This is a genomic window from Paraburkholderia sp. AV2 (assembly GCF_054968425.1).
The window spans coordinates 19,107-36,160 of sequence record NZ_JBANLK010000057.1 but is presented as its reverse complement, the minus strand read 5'-3'; the positions used below and the strand labels follow the sequence as shown (position 1 = coordinate 36,160).

Sequence of the window (17,054 nt, the reverse complement as noted above, 5' to 3'; positions counted from 1 at the left end):
GTTATCGCTCGCCGTACCTGAAGGAGCGCGACGAGGAGGACGAGGTGCTCGAGGGCATCGGCGCGCACTGATCGCCGGTCCTCTTTGGGCGGCGTTCGTGCCGCCAGGAACAGCAAGGCCCGCCTGGAGAGATTCAGGCGGGCTTTTTTTCGTGCGGTTGTGCGGTGTGCTGTCGATCAGTGGGCGGAGCCGAATACGTAATTCGTCATCGCAAGTGCCCGCTGGTAGGTGCCCAGCGACTGGACGCCGAACGTGTAGTCGTCGTCCGCGGCGCCGAGTGCCGTGAAGACCGGCAGCAGATGCTCGTCGGTCGGGTGCATCAACTGCGCGTGCGGTGCGCGGCGGCGGTAGTCGAGCAGGGCGTCGATGTCGCGCGCGGCCAGATGCGCTTCGAACCAGTCCGTGAACTCGGCCACGCGCGGGTCGGCGTCTTCCGGCCGCGCCGAGAAGTCCGCCGCACGCAGGTTATGCGTGATCTGGCCCGAGCCGATCACCATCACGCCGTCTTCGCGCAGGGCGCGCAGCGCGCGGCCAAGCGCGTAGTGGTGCGCGGCGTCGGCGCGCGGCTGGATCGACAACTGGGCGACAGGCACGTCCGCTTCGGGGAACATCAGCAGCATCGGCACCCAGGCGCCGTGGTCGAGGCCGTGCGGCTCCTCGCCCACGGCCGCGCCCTGTTCGCGCAGCAGCGCGGCGGCACGCTGCGCGATATCGGGCGCACCTGGCGCCGGATACTGGATTTCGTAGAGCGCGCGCGGGAAGCCGTAGAAGTCGTGGATCGTCTCCGGCTGTGCCGCGGTGCTCACGACGGGCTGGAGCGTGCCCCAGTGCGCCGAGAGCATCAGCACGGCCTCGGGACGCGGCAATTGCGAGGCGAGCGCGGTGAAGCCGCCGGAGGGCAGCGAGGGGTCGATCGGCAGTGTCGGGGCGCCGTGCGACAGGAACAGGGTGGGCAGTCGGGTAGCGGTGGTCATGATCGAAGGCTGCAGTAAGGCAGCCTGTAGAGACTAGGTTGCGATCAATATAAGTGCCTACTGCAGCGAATTAAACGGGGCGAAAGGGAATTGATTGTGTCGCCGCTGTTGGTAATCGCGAAGCGTGGCGTCCGCGCTCGCGCCGCTCAGTCGGCGGTGGCGCCGCGCAATCCCTGCCAGGCCGGCGAGAGCGCCGGGCCGAGTGCGAACAGGTCGAGCACGCGCGCGACCGTATCGTCGACCATCTCGTCGATCGAGGCGGGCTGATTGTAGAAGGCGGGCAGCGGCGGGAAGATCACGCCGCCCATTTCGGTCACGGCCGTCATGTTGCGCAGATGCGCGAGGTTGAATGGCGTTTCGCGCACGAGCAGCACGAGGCGGCGGCGCTCCTTGAGCGTGACGTCGGCGGCGCGCGCGATCAGGTTGTCGGAGAGGCCGTGCGCCACGCTCGCGAGCGTCTTCATCGAGCAGGGCGCGACGATCATGCCGTCGGTGGCGAACGAACCCGAGGCAATGCTGGCGCCGACGTCCCGCACCGAATGCACGACGTCGGCGCGCGCGTGGAGATCGTCCTTGGCGAGTTGCAGCTCGTGCTGGATGTTGAGCCAGCCGGCCGACGAGATCAGCAGATGGGTCTCGACGCCGCCGAGTTTGCGCAGCATGTCGAGGATGCGCACGCCGTAAATCGCGCCGGTCGCGCCAGTGATGGCGACGATCAGTCTGCGCGGGGCGGCGGAGGGGGCGACGCCGGAAGCGTTCACGAAAAGGCGGGGTCGGGCACGAAGCAGGGCGGCAGGCGCGTAGCCGCCGTCCCCCGGTGCTTACGCCTGGGCGAACAGATGTTGCAGTTCGCCGTTCTGGTACATCTCCATCATGATGTCCGAGCCGCCGACGAATTCGCCCTTCACGTAAAGCTGCGGAATGGTCGGCCAGTTCGAGAATTCCTTGATGCCCTGGCGGATCGCTTCGTCCTCGAGCACGTTGACGGTCTTGAACTGATCGACGCCGCAGGCCTTGAGGATTTGCACCGCGCGGCCCGAGAAGCCGCACATCGGAAACTGCGCGTTGCCCTTCATGAAGAGGACGACGGCGTTTTCATCGACGATTTGCTTGATGCGTTGTTGGGTGTCCATGACTGACCTTGCAATGTATTGATGCGGAACAGGGTGAAATGATAGCGGATTTCGCCTGCGCGGGCCGGGCGCCAAAGGCGACCCGAAGCGTGGCCCAAAGCGCGGCCGGAAGTCTGCCCCGCCGCGCCGTTGCGCCGTTCAGCCCGCGAGCCGGCCGCCGCTGATCCGTTCGATGCCGGCGAGATCCTTTTCCGAGCGTACCTCGCTGAATCCTTGCCCTTCCAGCAGCGCGCGCACGGCCTCGGCCTGGTCGTAGCCGTGCTCCATCCAGAGCACGCCGCGCGGCGCGAGGTACGCGCTCGCGCCGGCCACGATGGCGCGCAGGGCCGTGAGACCGTCGGCTTCGTCGGTGAGCGCGCCGCGCGGCTCGAAGCGCAGGTCGCCCTCGTCGAGATGGGGATCGCCGCTCGCGATGTAGGGCGGATTGCTCACGATCGCCTCGAAGCGCAGCGCCGGGTCGAGCGCGTCGTACCAGTTGGCGGCGACGAAGGTCATCGCGCCGCCCGGGCGGCGGGCGTCGAGCAGGCGCTGCGCGTTGCGTGCGGCGACGCCGAGTGCGGCCGCCGACCGGTCCACGGCCCAGACGCGCGCATCGGGCCGCGCCGAAGCAATCGCTACCGCGATGGCGCCGCTGCCGGTGCCGAGATCGAGCACGCGCGGCCGCGCAAGCCCTTCGATGGCGGCCAGCGCCGTTTCGACCAGCAGCTCGGTCTCGGGGCGCGGAATCAGCACGTCGGGCGTGATTTCGAAGTCGAGGCCGTAGAACTCGCGCGCGCCCACCAGTTGCGCGATGGGCTCGCCGCGCGCGCGGCGTGCTTCGAGTGCGCGATACGCGTCGCCGCGCGCGGGGTCGAGCGCTTCGTCGCCGCGCGTGATGAGCTCGGTGCGGCGCCAGCCCAGCACGCGCATGAGCAGGATGCGTGCTTCGAGCGCGGGCAGCGGCGAGGCGCGCAGCAGGGTGTCGGCGGTGACGGCGCTTTCGTTCTTCACGTCTGGCTCACGTGGGTCGCGGCGTCAGTCCGCATCGCCGAGCGAGGCGAGCTGCTCGGCCTGATGCTCCGAGACGAGCGCGCCGATCAGTTCGTCGAGCTCGCCGTCCATGATGGATTCGAGGCGGTAGAGCGTGAGGTTGATGCGGTGGTCGGTGAGACGCCCTTGCGGGAAGTTATAGGTGCGAATGCGCTCCGAGCGGTCGCCCGAGCCGACGAGGCTCTTGCGCGTCGCCGCTTCCTTGGCGTGCTGCTCCTGGTACTGCTTGTCCTTGATGCGCGCCGCGAGCACCTTGAGCGCCCGATCCTTGTTCTTGTGCTGCGAGCGGTCGTCCTGGCACTCGACGACGATGCCGGTCGGCATGTGCGTGACGCGCACCGCCGAATCGGTCTTGTTGATGTGCTGCCCACCCGCGCCCGAGGCGCGGAAGGTGTCGATACGCAGATCGGCGGGATTGATCTCGACCTCGCCAATTTCGTCGGCTTCGGGCATCACCGCGACCGTGCAGGCGGACGTATGGATGCGGCCCTGCGTTTCGGTGGCCGGCACGCGCTGCACGCGATGGCCGCCCGACTCGAACTTGAGCTTCGAGTACGCGGCTTCGCCCGCAATGCGCACGATCACTTCCTTGTAGCCGCCGAGGTCCGACTCGCTCGCCGACATCATCTCGATCTGCCAGCGGCTGCGCTCCGCGAAGCGCAGGTACATGCGCAGCAGGTCGCCCGCAAACAGGGCCGACTCGTCTCCGCCCGTGCCCGCGCGGATTTCGAGAAAGACGTTGCGCTCGTCGTTGGGGTCTTTCGGCAGCAGCATTTTCTGCAATTCAAGTTGCAACTGCGCCATGCGTTCACGCGCGCTTTTCACCTCGTCTTCGGCGAATTCGCGCATCGAGGCGTCGGCGAGCAGGTCTTTCGCCGCCGCCTCGTCGTCTCTCGCCTGGCGCCAATGCGCGTACTGCTCGACCACCGGCCCCAGTTCCGAATGCTCGCGCGTGAGCTTGCGGTACTGGTCGCGGTTGGACGTCACGTCGGGACGGCTCAACAGGTCGTTCAGCTCGGCCAGGCGTGTCGTCAGCTGGTCGAGCTTGGATTGCATGCTCGTTTTCATCGGGGCGGGTCGGAGCGGCTCCGGGTAGGGCTGCGGGAGAAAAAGGCGTAGCGGGCGGCGTGCCCGGGCGTGCGGCGTGGGCTGACGCCGCCTTAGCGGTTCACGCCGCTAACGGTCCGAAGAACCGGACGATTCGGAAGACGTGTCGTCCGCCGACGACGCGGACGGGGCCGCCTGCGCGTCGCGCGCGCCACGGCCCGGCTGGCCGGACTGGCCATGCCGGTAGAACCCGCTCATCAGTTCGATGAGCGAGTCACGGTTTTCGCCGCTCGCGCTGTTGAGCGCGTGCGTTGGGCCGTGAATCAGCTTGTTGGTGAGCGCCTGCGAGAGCGCTTCGAGCACGGCGGACGGATCGTCGCCGCGCGCGAGCATCTTGCGCGCGCGTTCCAGTTCGGCGCGGCGCAGCGTGTCGGCCTGGGTATGCATGTGGCGGATCACCGGCACGATGCTGCGCGCGTCGAGCCACTGCATGAAGTTCGCGACACGCGTCTCGATGATCGTCTCGGCCTGCGCGACGGCGGCCTGGCGCGAGGCGTTGCCTTCACGCACGATCGTGCCGAGGTCGTCGACGGTGTAGAGGAACACGTCTTCGAGCTGACCGACTTCGGGTTCGATGTCGCGCGGCACCGCGAGGTCGACCATGAAGATTGGCCGGTGGCGGCGCGCCTTCACCGCGCGTTCGACGGCGCCAAGGCCGATGATCGGCAGCGTGGAGGCCGTGCACGACACGATGATGTCGAACTCGTGCATGCGCGTAGGCAGGTCGGAGAGCGGAATGGCGTGGCCACCGAAGCGCTCGGCAACATAGCGGCCGCGCTCGGCGGTGCGGTTCGCCACCACGAGCTCGCGCGGCTGCTGTGCGGCGAAGTGCGCGGCGCACAGTTCGACCATCTCGCCCGCGCCGATGAACAGCACGCGCTGGTTGGCGATCTTGTCGAAAATGCGCTGCGCGAGACGCACGGCCGCGGCAGCCATCGACACCGATTGCGCCCCGATTTCCGTCGTGCCGCGCACTTCTTTCGCGACGGCGAAGGTGCGCTGGAACAACTGGTTCAGATAGGTGCCGAGCGCGCCGGCTTCGGTGGCCGTGCGTACCGCGGTCTTCATCTGGCCGAGGATCTGCGTTTCGCCGAGCACCATCGAATCGAGCCCCGATGCCACCCGGAACGCATGGCGCACGGCTTCCGACTGCGGCAGCGCATAGACGTGCGGCGCCAGTTCTTCCTCGCGGATGCCGTGATACTGCGAGAGCCAGTGGACGGCGGCGTCGCGCGAGGCGTGGTCGTCAGTCGCGCAGTAGAGTTCGGTGCGGTTGCAGGTGGACAGGATGGCGGCTTCCGGCGCGTTGAGCGCGCGGCGGCTCGACCAGGCGTCCTTGAACAGGGCGAGTGCAGGCTTGATCTGTTCGAGCGGAAACGCCACGCGTTCGCGCAAGGCGACAGGCGCGGTGTGGTGGTTGATTCCGATCGTTAGAAGCTGCATACCATGGGGGCAAGATTTAGGCGGATATTATAACTTTTCCTCGCTTCCGACATGGCCGCCGGCAGAGTCCGGGTATTCCGCGCTGGACATTGCCGCCTTGGCCACCGGCAGTCTTTCAAGTTGGTAGCCGAATCCGTACAGCGTTGTGAGGCGCCAGCCGTGCTCCGGGGCGATCTGTAGCTTGCTGCGCAAGCGCGAGGCGTGCGTGTCGAGCGTGCGCGACCTTACGTCGCGGTTCAGATTCCAGACCGTTTCGAGGATGCGCGCCCGGGAAACGGGGCGCGATGCGTTCGTGAAGAGCAGCAGCGCGAAACGGAATTCTTTCGGCGTGAGGGTCACGGTCTGGCCCCGGAACGAGACCGCATAGTTCCCCGAATCGAACAGGTAAGCACCAAAGCCGTGGTGCGCGCGATTGTGCGGCCGCCGCACGCCGGCGCGGCGCAGCAGCGCGTCGATGCGCGCCAGCATCTCCGGGCCGCGCACCGGCTTGGCTATGCAGTCGTCGGCGCCGGCGTGCAGCGCGGAGACGATCTCGCTTTCGTGCGGCGACGCCATCAGCACGATCACGGGCAAGCCGGGCAACGTGTGGCGGGCGCGCGGCATCAGGTCGTCGGCACCCGCGTCGCCGCACCACCAGGCGGCCAGCATGAGATCGAACGCGTCGTTCTCGAGGGCGCAGAGGAGGGAGGCGCAGTCGGGGAAGCGCTGACACGCGTGCCCGCCTGCAATGAGCAGGCGCAGGATGATTTCAGCCTGACTCGCATCGGGCTCGACAAGAGCGATTCGCATGGGGATTCCGGCCGCTGCGGCCGGATGCGCTTGCCTTGCGCGATGCCGCCCCCTACACTCATTCGCTCACGGGGCGCGCCGAGCCGACCGGCTTTCAGTGAAAATCAGCTAAATGAGAAAAAATGTTAGTCAGCGCGGGGCGACATCCCTATCAGATAAGTCTGAAAGTGCTTAGGGCGGGTTCTTGATGGGCTGGTCAGGTATCGCCGTGCTTGGCATTGTGGTCGGTTTCGCGGGCTGGTGGCTGCATCCTTTGCGCCGCCGGACGCATAGCGGCCTCGTTCTGGCGCTCGTCGCGGGCGCGCTCGGCGCCGCGTTGGCCCGGGCGGGCGGTCGCGCGACCGGTCTCTTCTACGATGGCGAGCTCCTCGAGTGGCCCGTCTGCACCGCTTTCGCACTCGCTTTCGCGGCGCTTGTCGTCACGCTGCGTCTGCGGCGTTGATCCATGCCCCGTTCGAATATTTCCCGCAGGTGAAACCATGAACGCCCGACTTCCCGACCCCTCCACGATTCCCGAACGGATCTCAGCCCTGCGCGCCGAAATGGCGCGCGCAGGCGTCGACGCCATGCTCGTGCCGTCCGCCGACCCGCATCTTTCCGAGTATCTGCCGCCACGCTGGCAAGGGCGGCAGTGGCTCTCGGGCTTCACGGGGTCGGTGGGGACGCTGGTCGTGACGAAGGATTTCGCGGGCGTGTGGGTGGACAGCCGCTACTGGACGCAGGCCGAGAACCAGCTCGCGGCTACGGGCATCCAGCTGATGAAGATGACGGGCGGCCAGCAGACCGCGCCGCACATCGAGTGGCTCGCGCAGAACGTGGCGGCGGGCGGTACGGTTGCCGTGGACGGTGCGGTGCTGGGCGTGGCCACGGCGCGCGTGCTCTCCGGCATGCTGACCGCGCACGGCGTGAAGCTGCGCACGGATCTCGACCTGCTCGACGAAGTGTGGCCCGCGCGCCCCGCGCTGCCGCACGAACTCGTTTACGAACACGCCGCCCCGCACGCCGACGCGAGCCGTGCCGGCAAGCTCGCCCAGGTGCACCGCGCCATGCAGGAGAAGGGCGCGCAGTGGCACTTCATTTCGACGCTCGACGATCTCGCCTGGATCTTCAATCTGCGCGGCACCGACGTGAGCTACAACCCGGTGTTCGTCGCGCACGCGCTGATCGGGCCGGACGCCGCGACGCTCTTCATCGCCGACGGCAAGGTGCCGGTGGCGCTCGCCCAGTCGCTCGCGCGCGATAACGTGCGCATCGAGCCCTACGCCGAGGCGCCGGCGGCGCTCGCCGCGCTGCCGGCGGGCGAGTCGCTGCTCGTGGATCCGCGGCGCGTGACGTTCGGTCTGCTGCAGTCACTGTCGGCGGGCGTGAAGCTCGTCGAGTCGATCAATCCGAGCACGTTCTTCAAGTCGCGCAAGACCGCCGCCGAGGCCGAGCACGTGCGCAAGACGATGGAGCAGGACGGCGCCGCGCTCGCCGAATTCTTCGCGTGGTTCGAAGCCGCGCAAGGTCGCGAGACGATCACCGAGCTCACCATCGACGAAAAGCTCACCGCCGCGCGCGAGCGTCAGTCGGGCTACGTGTCGCCCTCGTTCGCGACGATCGCCGGCTTCAACGCGAACGGCGCGATGCCGCATTACCGCGCGACGCCCGAATCGCATAGCGTGATCGAAGGCGACGGCCTGCTCCTGATCGACTCGGGCGGCCAGTACCTGGACGGCACGACCGACATCACGCGCGTCGTGCCCGTCGGCACGCCGAGCGACGAGCAGAAGCGCGATTTCACGATCGTGCTGAAGGGCATGATGGCCCTTTCGCGCGTGCAGTTCCCGCGCGGCATCCGCTCGCCGATGCTCGACGCCGTCGCGCGCGCGCCGATCTGGGCCGCTGGCGCGGACTACGGCCACGGCACGGGGCACGGCGTGGGCTACTTCCTGAACGTGCACGAGGGCCCGCAGGTGATTTCGCATTACGCGCCTGCCGAGCCGTGGACGGCCATGGAAGAAGGCATGATCACCTCGGTCGAGCCGGGCATCTATCGGCCCGGCAAGTGGGGCGTGCGCATCGAGAACCTCGTGCTGAACCAGTCCGCGCAGAAGACCGAGTTTGGCGACTTCCTGATGTTCGAAACGCTCACGCTCTGCCCGATCGACACGCGCTGTATCGACATGTCGCTCCTGCGCGACGACGAGCGCGAATGGCTCAACGATTACCACCGGACGGCGCGGTTGCGCGTGTCGCCGCTTCTTTCCGGCGATGCGCTGGCGTGGCTCGAAGCCCGCACGCAACCGATCTGAGCGGAACGCCAGGGAAAGCGGCGATGACGATCAAGGCAGTCGTATTCGACTTCGGCGGCGTGCTTGTGGACTGGAGTCCCGAGTATCTGTATCGCGAGCTGATTCCGGACGAAAGCGAGCGCCGCTGGTTCTTCACCCACGTCTGCACGATGGACTGGGTGGTGCGCCAGGACGGCGGCCAGCCGATCGCCGAGGGCACGGCGGAGCTCGTGGCGAAGTTTCCGGAACACGAGGCGCTGATTCGCGCGTTCTACGAACGCTGGCACGAGATGATCGGCGGCCTGCTCGAAGGCGGCGTCGCGACCTTCGAGCGGCTGGAGGCGGCGGGTGTGCCGCTTTTCGGCCTGACGAACTGGTCCGCGGAGACTTTCCCCTGGGCCTGGGAGCGCTTCGACGTGCTGCGGCGCTGCCGTGACATCGTGGTGTCCGGGCGCGTGCAGCTCGTGAAGCCCGATGCGGCGATCTTCCACGAAATGTTTCGCCGCATCGACGCGCAACTGCCGGGCGTGCGGCCCGAAGAACTCGTCTTCATCGACGACAATCGCCACAACGCCGAAGCCGCCACGGCGCTCGGCTGGCACGGCGTGCATCACATCAGCAACGCCGCCACCGACGCCCGGCTGCGCGAACTGGGCCTACCCATCTGACGCTCGCAGCGGACCGCCGCGTTCACTTCGACGGCTGCGTACTTCCTCCGCCCAGCAGGTTGCGCAACGCATCGGCGAGACCCTTCGCGGTCTGGCCGGCGCCTTGCACCACGCCCTCCGCACTCACCCCGAGCACCTTTGCAAAGCCGGTGCGCAACTGCATCGTCAGGTTTTCGTCGAGGCGGAACTTCGGATCGTGCAGATTCCCGTCGAGCACGAAATGCAGCGTGATGTCGCCGTTGTGCGCCTTGAGCGCGGCGATGGCGGCACGCGTCGGGATCGCGAGGAAGGTGTCGAGCGGGTCGCCGCTGGTTGCGAGTTGCAGGTGATGCAGCGTGATCGTGCCGGGCGCGTGCAGGCGATAAGCGCTCACCGTCGAGGTGATATCGAGGTCCAGCGTGCCGCCCGTGACCTGCGCCTTCGTACTGGCTTTGCGGAGCAGGTAAGGATCGAGCGTCGAGATGTCGACGCCGCGCAGCGTCGTGGTGGTTTGCGAATCCTTGCTCGCGATGCGTATCCATCCGCCGAACGAGACCTGCCCGGTATGCTGCGGACCCTTGATCGAGCCCGTCACCGACACCTGGGTCGGCTCCGCGAGCGCGGGCAGATGGATGCGATCGACCGTCGCATTGGCATCGCTCACGATGACCCGGTACGGTGGATCGCTCACCGAGCGGTCGTAGAAGACGAACGCGCCGTGCTCGAAGGCGACATGGTCGATGAGCTTTTCGGACGGCATGGCCTGGCCGGCCGGTGCGCCGGCGGCGGGCGCCACCGCTTCGCTTTGCATGGCTTCGCGCAGGTTCGGCAGGATCTGGATCGAGCCGTTGGCGCCGCGCACGACGTTCATCGTGAAATCGCGCACCGTGATGTCGCGAACATGCACACGGTGCGCAAGGAATGCGCGCAGGTCGGGGGTGACGATGATGTGCCCGGCGTGCAGCGCGTCGGCAGCCGGCCAGCCGGGCGGCGCCTTGATGTGGACGTCGGACAGCTCGACCGAATTCAGCGTGAACGCGACGTCGATGCGGCCCGCGCTGCCGATGGGCGCGAGCGCCTCAGCCACGCGCGATTTCACCGCATGCTGCAGGGCGTAGAGGCCGCCGAGCGCGCCCAGCACGAGCACCGCCAATACGATCGCGGCGACGGCGGCAAAGCGTGGGACGCGGCGGTGGGAAATCGGCTTTGCCATGCGGGGCACCTCGCGCAGAAGGGCCGGGCACCGTCTCGAACGCAACCCGGCCCGGCGTGGAACATCGGAAGCAGCGTAGCGGGTTTCGAGCAACCGCCATGCCGCGCGTGCCAGAAAAAACGGCAGCCCGAAGACTGCCGTAGCTGCCGTCGCCTTCGGCGGTTCGGCTGAACCGCTGAAGGCCGGTCCGATCCCGCGCCGTTTAGCGGCTGATCGGCTTGTAGCGCAGACGCTTCGGGCGCGCGGCTTCTTCGCCGAGGCGCTTGATCTTGTCGGCCTCGTATTCCTGGTAGTTGCCGTCGAAGAACGTGACCTGCGAGTCGCCTTCGAACGCCAGGATATGCGTGGCGATACGGTCGAGGAACCAGCGATCGTGCGAAATCACCATCACCGAGCCCGCGAATTCGAGCAGCGCGTCTTCAAGCGCGCGCAGCGTTTCGACGTCCAGATCGTTCGACGGTTCGTCGAGGAGCAACACGTTGCCGCCCGAAATGAGCGTCTTGGCCAGATGCAGACGGCCGCGCTCGCCGCCCGACAGGTTGCCGACGATCTTCTGCTGGTCGCCGCCCTTGAAGTTGAAGCGGCCGATGTAGGCGCGCGACGGCGTTTCGTACTTGCCCACCGTCAGCACGTCCGCGCCGCCCGAGATTTCCTCGAACACGGTCTTGTCGGAGGCCAGCGCGTCGCGGCTCTGGTCGACGTAGGCGAGCTTGACGGTCGGGCCTTGCACGATTTCGCCCGAATCCGGCTGCTCCTTGCCCGTGAGCATGCGGAACAGCGTCGACTTGCCGGCGCCGTTCGGTCCGATGATGCCGACGATCGCGCCCGCCGGAATCTTGAAGCTGAGGTTGTCGATCAGGAGACGGTCGCCATAGGACTTGCTGACGTTCTTGAACTCAATGACTTCGCTGCCCAGACGCTCGCCCGCCGGAATGAAGATTTCCTGCGTTTCGTTGCGCTTCTGGTAGTCCTGGCTCGACAGTTCCTCGAAGCGCGCGATACGCGCCTTCGACTTGGCCTGACGGCCCTTCGGGTTCTGGCGCACCCACTCCAGTTCCTTCTTGATGGCCTTCTGGCGTGCCGATTCGGTGGCTTCTTCCTGCTTCAGGCGCTCTTCCTTCTGGTCGAGCCAGCTGGAGTAATTGCCCTTCCAGGGAATGCCGTGGCCGCGGTCGAGTTCGAGAATCCACTCGGCGGCGTTGTCGAGGAAGTAGCGGTCGTGGGTCACGGCGACGACGGTGCCCGGGAAGCGCGTGAGGAACTGCTCCAGCCACTCGACCGATTCGGCGTCCAGGTGGTTGGTCGGCTCATCCAGCAGCAGCATGTCGGGCTTTTCGAGCAGCAGCTTGCACAGCGCGACGCGGCGCTTTTCACCGCCCGAGAGATTGCCGATCTTCGCGTCCCATGCCGGCAGACGCAACGCGTCGGCAGCGATTTCGATCTGCTGTTCCGCGCTGCCGTCCGTCGTGGCGAGGATTGCTTCGTATTTCGCCTGTTCGGCGGCGAGCGCGTCGAAGTCGGCGTCCGGTTCCGCGTAGGCGGCGTAGATTTCATCGAGCTTCTTCTGCGCGTTGAACACGTCGCCCAGACCTTCCTCGACCGCTTCGCGCACGGTCTTTTCCGGATCCAGCTGCGGCTCCTGCGGCAGATAGCCGATGTTGAGGTTCGGCATGGGCGTGGCTTCGCCTTCGATGTCCTTGTCGACGCCGGCCATGATCTTGATGAGCGTGGACTTGCCCGAACCGTTCAGGCCGAGCAGGCCGATCTTCGCGCCCGGGAAGAACGACAGCGAGATGTCTTTCAGGATCTGGCGCTTGGGCGGCACGATCTTGCCGACCCGGTTCATGGTGAAGACGTATTGGGCCATGAGAGTGTCTTTGGAAACGGGAGAAAAGGGGGCGGGACGCGGGTTATGCGCTTGCAGGCGACGCGTCGGACCGCGAATTGGGGTGTCGCGCAAACCGCTATTGTACGGGGCGCGGACGATGGGGGCGTGAATCCGGGTGGCCTCGATGGCGCGCGCCGCAAGTCCTGTTGCGATTCCCGCTGCGATTCCTTCAAGCGGCGAATCCCGCGTCTTGTGTTGACAATAGCTATACGTCAACGTACGATGTGTAGCTGTTGTGTATACGCGAAAGGAAGTCCCATGCGCGACGCTTCCATCAATCTACGCGCGCTGCCCGAGCAGCGCGATCTGATCGACCATGCCGCCGATCTGCTGGGCAAGAACCGCTCGGACTTCATGCTGGAAGCCGCGTGCGAGCGTGCGAAAGCCGTTGTGCTGGATCAGGTCTTTTTCGGCCTGGATGCGGACAAATTTCGGCAGTTCACGGCGCTGCTGGACGAGCCGCAAGACAGCAATCGAGGCCTCAAGCGTCTGATGGCCGTCAAGGCTCCGTGGGACACGGACAAGGCGTGAAAGTACGGCTTTCGGCGCCGCAGTCGCTCGCCGCCACGCATCGGCTCGATGAGTTCCGTTGCGGCGAGCCGTCTCTCGACAGCTGGCTCAAACAGCGCGCATTGACCAACCACCTGAACGGGGCCAGTCGTACTTTCGTCGTGGCCGATCCCGACCAGTGCGTGCTGGGGTATTACGCGCTCGCGGCGGGCGCCGTCGCCCATTCGGATGCTCCCGGGCCCATCCGGCGCAATATGCCCGACCCGGTGCCGGTCATGGTGCTCGCGAGGCTTGCCGTCGATGTTCGCGCCCAAGGCAACAAGCTTGGTGCGGCTTTGCTCCAGGATGCCGTCATACGCGTGTATTCGGTTGCGGAAAACGCCGGTGTCCGGGCCTTGCTCGTTCATGCGTTGAACGAGCATGCGAAACGGTTCTACGAGTACTACGGTTTTCGGGAGTCGCCGGTGCACCCGATGATCTTGATGCTTCCGCTCAAACGACACCCGTAGCGCTCTCGATAAAGAAAAACCCCACGCCTCGGAAAAGCGTGGGGTTTTTCTGTGGCCTGAGCCCGCTCGTAGCGGGCCTTGGCGATGGCAGCGTGCAGGGCGCGTTAAACGTTGAACAGGAAGTTCATCACGTCGCCGTCGTGCACGACATATTCCTTGCCTTCCGCGCGCATCTTGCCGGCTTCCTTCGCGCCGGTTTCGCCCTTGTACTGGATGAAGTCGTTAAAGGCGATGGTCTGCGCGCGGATGAAGCCGCGCTCGAAGTCGGTGTGGATCACGCCGGCGGCCTGCGGGGCGGTATCGCCGATGTGGATCGTCCACGCGCGCACTTCCTTCACGCCCGCCGTGAAGTATGTCTGCAGGCCGAGCAGCTTGAAACCCGCGCGGATCACGCGGTCGAGGCCCGGTTCTTCCATGCCCATGTCGGCGAGGAAGGCGGACTTGTCTTCGTCGTCCAGATCGGCGATTTCGGCCTCGATCGCCGCGCAAACCGCCACGACCGGCGCGTTTTCGGCTTCGGCGTACTTGCGCACGGCTTCGAGGTGCGGATTGTTTTCGAAGCCGTCGTCCTTCACGTTCGCCACGTACATCGTCTTCTTCGCGGTGATCAGGCAGAACGGCTTGATGAGCGCCTGCTCGTCCTCGTTCAGGCTGAGCGCCCGCACGGGCTTTGCCTGGTCGAGCTGTGCACGCACCTTTTCCAGCACGGCGACGAGCTTTGCCGCTTCCTTGTCGTTGCCCGACTTCGCGGCTTTCGAATAGCGCGTGAGCGCTTTCTCGACGGTGCCGAGGTCGGCGAGCGCGAGTTCGGTGTTGATCACCTCGATGTCGGCGAGCGGATCGATCTTGCCCGCGACGTGGATTACGTTGTCGTCCTCGAAGCAGCGCACGACGTGCGTGATGGCGTCCGTTTCGCGGATGTTCGCGAGGAACTGGTTGCCGAGGCCTTCGCCCTTGCTGGCGCCCGCGACGAGGCCCGCAATGTCGACGAACTCGACCACGGCCGGCAAGACGCGCTCGGGCTTGACGATTTCGGCAAGCGCCTTCAGGCGCTGATCCGGCACTTCGACCACACCGACGTTCGGCTCGATCGTGCAGAACGGATAGTTTTCGGCGGCGATGCCCGCTTTGGTCAGCGCGTTGAAGAGGGTGGACTTGCCGACGTTAGGCAAGCCGACGATGCCGCATTGGAGGCTCATGTAAATCTCTGCTTGTCACCCAAAACCATAATTGTAACCTCCTCCGGGCGCGGGTTCGCCCTGCGCGGGGGATTGCGGGATGCACCCGCCCCGGAGGCGAAGCCGCCTGCGCGCAGGCTGGATCTGCGGCAATGGGCCACGTGCTCATACACCGTAACGGCGCACCCGTCCGACCCTTTCAGGACGTGCCCCGCGGCTATAATGCGCGGATGACTGCAACCAACCAGACTTTCGACGTCGTCGTGATCGGCGGCGGGCTCGTCGGCAAGTCGGCGGCGCTCGCGCTGACCCAGGGTGGCCTGCGCGTGGCGCTGCTCGCGCAGCCCTGTGTACCGCTGCCCGCCGACGCGGTGTTCGACGCACGCGTCTACGCGTTCTCGCGCAGCTCCCATGCACTATTCGAGCGGCTGCGAGTCTGGCAGGCCATCGACCCCGCGCGCCTCACGCCCGTCTACGACATGCGCGTGTTCGGCGACGCGGCCGCCGAGCTGCATTTTTCGGCCTGGCAGGCCTCGGTGGCGCAGCTTGCGTGGATCGCCGAATCGTCGGTGGTGGAGCGCGCGCTCGACGCCGCGCTGCATTTCCAGCCCAACCTCACGTGGATCGATTCGCGCGCCCAGACGCTCGACATCAAGCCGTACGCGGCCGAGATCGGTCTCGCCAACGGCCGCACGCTGCAAGCCGACCTCGCGATCGGCGCCGACGGCGCGCATTCGTGGGTACGCGCCCAGATCGGCTCGACGGTGGCGCGACGCGAGTATCGCCAGACCGGAGTGGTCGCGAATTTCCGCGCCTCGCGTCCGCACGGCGAGACCGCCTTCCAGTGGTTTCGGGACGGTGAGATCGTCGCGCTTTTGCCACTGCCGGATCAGCACGTGTCGCTCGTCTGGTCGGCGCAGACGGAGCATGCCGAAGCGCTGCTGCAACTCGACCCGCAGCAACTTGCCGCTGAAGTCGAGCGCGTGACGCTGGAGCAGGTGGGAACGCTCGAATGCGTGACGCCTGCGCGCGGTTTCCCGCTTTCGCTCCAGACCGTCGACCGGCTGATCGCGCCCCGCGTGGCGCTCGTGGGCGACGCCGCGCACCTGATCCACCCGCTCGCAGGCCAGGGCGTGAACCTCGGCCTGCGCGACGTGGCGGCGCTCGTCGACGTGATCACGCAGAAAGAGTCGTTCCGCGACCTCGGCGACACCGTGCTCCTGCGCCGCTACGAGCGCGGCCGCCGCGAGGACATTCGCAAGCTCGTCGTCGCCACCGACGGCCTGCAACGGCTGTTCTCGATTCCCGGTACGATTGCGCAGGCCGTGCGTAATACCGGCATGGCGTTCGTGGGCGCGCAGCCGCTCCTCAAACGCTGGCTGGTTGCTGCGGCGCTAGGCTGACGGTACGGCCGCGCGGCGGGAATAGCGGTTGCTGTCCCCGCCTTGCAGCGTCAGAATGGCTGAAGCCGCCGGGGCCGACGGCAGGGTGCAGGCACAACGGCCTGACCGCCAGAGCCCCGAGCAGGTGGGGTCGAACCGGGCCGTTTTGCCCTCTTGGTCCTCTTTGCCATCCACACCGAACACCGGCGCGCGAGTCGCGCGCCAGACAGAATCAGGAAGCAAGTCATGCAAAAGCGAATCCGGATTGCCGCGCTCGTCCTGGCGGCGATGACCGCCGTGCTCGGCTGCTCGGCCCAGGCCGACCAGGTCACCGACAAGCTGAAGGCCACGTTGCAGGCGCGCCTTGGCTCGGACACCGACATCAAGGGCATCACGAAGGCGCCGGTGGCGGGTCTCTACGAGGTGAACCTCGGCTCGCAGATCATCTATAGCGACGCGAACGGCGATTACGTGCTGATCGGCGACCTCGTCGACACGAAGACGCGCACCAATCTCACCGACGCACGCCTTGCGGACCTGAACCGCGTCAACTTCGCGAACCTGCCGTTCGCGAACGCCGTGAAGGTGGTGAAGGGCAACGGCAGCCGCAAGATGGCGGTTTTCTCGGACCCGAATTGCCCGTACTGCCATCAGCTCGAAAACACGCTGAAGTCGATCGATAACGTCACGGTCTACACCTTCCTGTACCCGGTCCTTTCTCCCGATTCCGAGGTGAAGGCCAAGTCGATCTGGTGTTCGTCGGATCGCGCGAAGGCGTGGGAATCGTGGATGCTGAATCGCGAGGCGCCCTCGGCCGCCGGCACCTGCAATACCGCCGCGATCGACAGCAACCTCGCGCTCGGCGCGAAGATGAACGTGACCGGCACGCCCACCGTGATCCTCGCCGACGGCCGCCGCCTGCCAGGCGCCGTTTCGGCGGACCGGCTCGAGCGCGAGCTGAACGACGCGCACTGAATCC

Annotated in this window: 16 protein-coding genes and 1 pseudogene; 7 read left to right on the top strand and 10 right to left on the bottom strand. The window is 66.4% G+C overall.

Annotation, left to right across the window (positions count from 1 at the left end):
* Positions 1-176: 176 nt before the first annotated feature.
* The 7 genes and pseudogenes from V8683_RS27320 to V8683_RS27290 all read right to left on the bottom strand — a co-directional run bounded on the left by V8683_RS27320 (position 177) and on the right by V8683_RS27290 (position 6,475).
* Complete coding sequence (locus V8683_RS27320; RefSeq protein WP_411188366.1) at positions 177-974, bottom strand: DODA-type extradiol aromatic ring-opening family dioxygenase; 798 nt, start codon at positions 972-974, stop codon at positions 177-179.
* 146 nt (positions 975-1,120) lie between these two features.
* Positions 1,121-1,735, bottom strand: a complete 615-nt coding sequence (locus V8683_RS27315) for a UbiX family flavin prenyltransferase (protein WP_411188367.1) — start codon at positions 1,733-1,735, stop codon at positions 1,121-1,123.
* 60 nt (positions 1,736-1,795) lie between these two features.
* Entirely contained in the window at positions 1,796-2,107 is a 312-nt protein-coding gene (gene grxD / locus V8683_RS27310) for a Grx4 family monothiol glutaredoxin (protein WP_411188368.1), read from the bottom strand.
* A gap of 138 nt (positions 2,108-2,245) precedes the next feature.
* Positions 2,246-3,097 (bottom strand): peptide chain release factor N(5)-glutamine methyltransferase, encoded by an 852-nt coding sequence (gene prmC / locus V8683_RS27305; protein WP_411188369.1) that lies wholly within the window; start codon positions 3,095-3,097, stop codon positions 2,246-2,248.
* Positions 3,098-3,121: 24 nt separating this feature from the next.
* Positions 3,122-4,204, bottom strand: coding sequence for a peptide chain release factor 1 (gene prfA / locus V8683_RS27300; RefSeq protein WP_027797887.1), 1,083 nt, complete (start codon positions 4,202-4,204; stop codon positions 3,122-3,124).
* A 216-nt stretch (positions 4,205-4,420) separates the two neighbouring features.
* A pseudogene (gene hemA / locus V8683_RS27295) lies at positions 4,421-5,686 on the bottom strand (glutamyl-tRNA reductase); the annotation flags it as partial.
* 27 nt (positions 5,687-5,713) lie between these two features.
* Positions 5,714-6,475 (bottom strand): response regulator transcription factor, encoded by a 762-nt coding sequence (locus V8683_RS27290; protein WP_411188370.1) that lies wholly within the window; start codon positions 6,473-6,475, stop codon positions 5,714-5,716.
* A gap of 187 nt (positions 6,476-6,662) precedes the next feature.
* On the opposite strand from V8683_RS27290, the gene V8683_RS27285 reads away from it, so the two are divergent.
* The 3 genes from V8683_RS27285 to V8683_RS27275 are packed head-to-tail and all read left to right on the top strand — an operon-like array spanning position 6,663 to position 9,416.
* Entirely contained in the window at positions 6,663-6,917 is a 255-nt protein-coding gene (locus V8683_RS27285; RefSeq protein WP_411188371.1) for a hypothetical protein, read from the top strand.
* 37 nt (positions 6,918-6,954) lie between these two features.
* Positions 6,955-8,769 (top strand): aminopeptidase P family protein, encoded by a 1,815-nt coding sequence (locus V8683_RS27280; RefSeq protein ID WP_411188372.1) that lies wholly within the window; start codon positions 6,955-6,957, stop codon positions 8,767-8,769.
* 23 nt (positions 8,770-8,792) lie between these two features.
* The gene (locus V8683_RS27275) at positions 8,793-9,416 is read left to right on the top strand and encodes an HAD family hydrolase (protein ID WP_411188373.1); all 624 of its coding nucleotides are present in this window, start codon (positions 8,793-8,795) and stop codon (positions 9,414-9,416) included.
* Positions 9,417-9,438: 22 nt separating this feature from the next.
* Here V8683_RS27275 and V8683_RS27270 read toward each other — a convergent pair whose 3' ends face one another.
* On the bottom strand, positions 9,439-10,608 hold the full coding sequence (locus V8683_RS27270; RefSeq protein WP_411188374.1) for a DUF748 domain-containing protein: 1,170 nt from the start codon (positions 10,606-10,608) through the stop codon (positions 9,439-9,441).
* A 202-nt stretch (positions 10,609-10,810) separates the two neighbouring features.
* The gene (ettA, locus tag V8683_RS27265; RefSeq protein ID WP_027797892.1) at positions 10,811-12,475 is read right to left on the bottom strand and encodes an energy-dependent translational throttle protein EttA; all 1,665 of its coding nucleotides are present in this window, start codon (positions 12,473-12,475) and stop codon (positions 10,811-10,813) included.
* Positions 12,476-12,754: 279 nt separating this feature from the next.
* Here ettA and V8683_RS27260 point away from each other — a divergent pair, with 279 nt between their 5' ends.
* On the top strand, positions 12,755-13,027 hold the full coding sequence (locus tag V8683_RS27260; protein WP_411188375.1) for a type II toxin-antitoxin system TacA family antitoxin: 273 nt from the start codon (positions 12,755-12,757) through the stop codon (positions 13,025-13,027).
* On the top strand, positions 13,024-13,515 hold the full coding sequence (locus V8683_RS27255) for a GNAT family N-acetyltransferase (RefSeq protein ID WP_411188376.1): 492 nt from the start codon (positions 13,024-13,026) through the stop codon (positions 13,513-13,515). Before V8683_RS27260 ends, V8683_RS27255 begins: the two co-directional genes overlap by 4 nt.
* A 104-nt stretch (positions 13,516-13,619) precedes the next feature.
* On the opposite strand, the gene ychF is transcribed toward V8683_RS27255, so the two are convergent.
* Positions 13,620-14,714: a redox-regulated ATPase YchF gene (gene ychF / locus V8683_RS27250; RefSeq protein ID WP_411188377.1), complete on the bottom strand. Its 1,095-nt coding sequence runs from the start codon at positions 14,712-14,714 to the stop codon at positions 13,620-13,622.
* Positions 14,715-14,923: 209 nt separating this feature from the next.
* Between ychF and V8683_RS27245 the strand changes: the two genes are divergently transcribed.
* Together V8683_RS27245 and V8683_RS27240 are read left to right on the top strand one after the other, a co-directional pair.
* Positions 14,924-16,096, top strand: a complete 1,173-nt coding sequence (locus V8683_RS27245; protein WP_411188378.1) for a UbiH/UbiF family hydroxylase — start codon at positions 14,924-14,926, stop codon at positions 16,094-16,096.
* Between the two features lie 225 nt (positions 16,097-16,321).
* Complete coding sequence (locus tag V8683_RS27240; protein ID WP_411188379.1) at positions 16,322-17,050, top strand: DsbC family protein; 729 nt, start codon at positions 16,322-16,324, stop codon at positions 17,048-17,050.
* Positions 17,051-17,054 lie beyond the last annotated feature (4 nt).

What these genes read in the sequence shown, in the direction of transcription:
- V8683_RS27320 (WP_411188366.1), bottom strand. Translation starts at nt 974, where the DNA reads ATGACCACCGCTACCCGACTGCCCACCCTGTTCCTGTCGCACGGCGCC.
- grxD (WP_411188368.1), bottom strand. Translation starts at nt 2,107, where the DNA reads ATGGACACCCAACAACGCATCAAGCAAATCGTCGATGAAAACGCCGTC.
- prfA (WP_027797887.1), bottom strand. Translation starts at nt 4,204, where the DNA reads ATGAAAACGAGCATGCAATCCAAGCTCGACCAGCTGACGACACGCCTG.
- V8683_RS27290 (WP_411188370.1), bottom strand. Translation starts at nt 6,475, where the DNA reads ATGCGAATCGCTCTTGTCGAGCCCGATGCGAGTCAGGCTGAAATCATC.
- V8683_RS27285 (WP_411188371.1), top strand. Translation starts at nt 6,663, where the DNA reads ATGGGCTGGTCAGGTATCGCCGTGCTTGGCATTGTGGTCGGTTTCGCG.
- V8683_RS27280 (WP_411188372.1), top strand. Translation starts at nt 6,955, where the DNA reads ATGAACGCCCGACTTCCCGACCCCTCCACGATTCCCGAACGGATCTCA.
- V8683_RS27275 (WP_411188373.1), top strand. Translation starts at nt 8,793, where the DNA reads ATGACGATCAAGGCAGTCGTATTCGACTTCGGCGGCGTGCTTGTGGAC.
- V8683_RS27270 (WP_411188374.1), bottom strand. Translation starts at nt 10,608, where the DNA reads ATGGCAAAGCCGATTTCCCACCGCCGCGTCCCACGCTTTGCCGCCGTC.
- ettA (WP_027797892.1), bottom strand. Translation starts at nt 12,475, where the DNA reads ATGGCCCAATACGTCTTCACCATGAACCGGGTCGGCAAGATCGTGCCG.
- V8683_RS27260 (WP_411188375.1), top strand. Translation starts at nt 12,755, where the DNA reads ATGCGCGACGCTTCCATCAATCTACGCGCGCTGCCCGAGCAGCGCGAT.
- ychF (WP_411188377.1), bottom strand. Translation starts at nt 14,714, where the DNA reads ATGAGCCTCCAATGCGGCATCGTCGGCTTGCCTAACGTCGGCAAGTCC.
- V8683_RS27245 (WP_411188378.1), top strand. Translation starts at nt 14,924, where the DNA reads ATGACTGCAACCAACCAGACTTTCGACGTCGTCGTGATCGGCGGCGGG.
- V8683_RS27240 (WP_411188379.1), top strand. Translation starts at nt 16,322, where the DNA reads ATGCAAAAGCGAATCCGGATTGCCGCGCTCGTCCTGGCGGCGATGACC.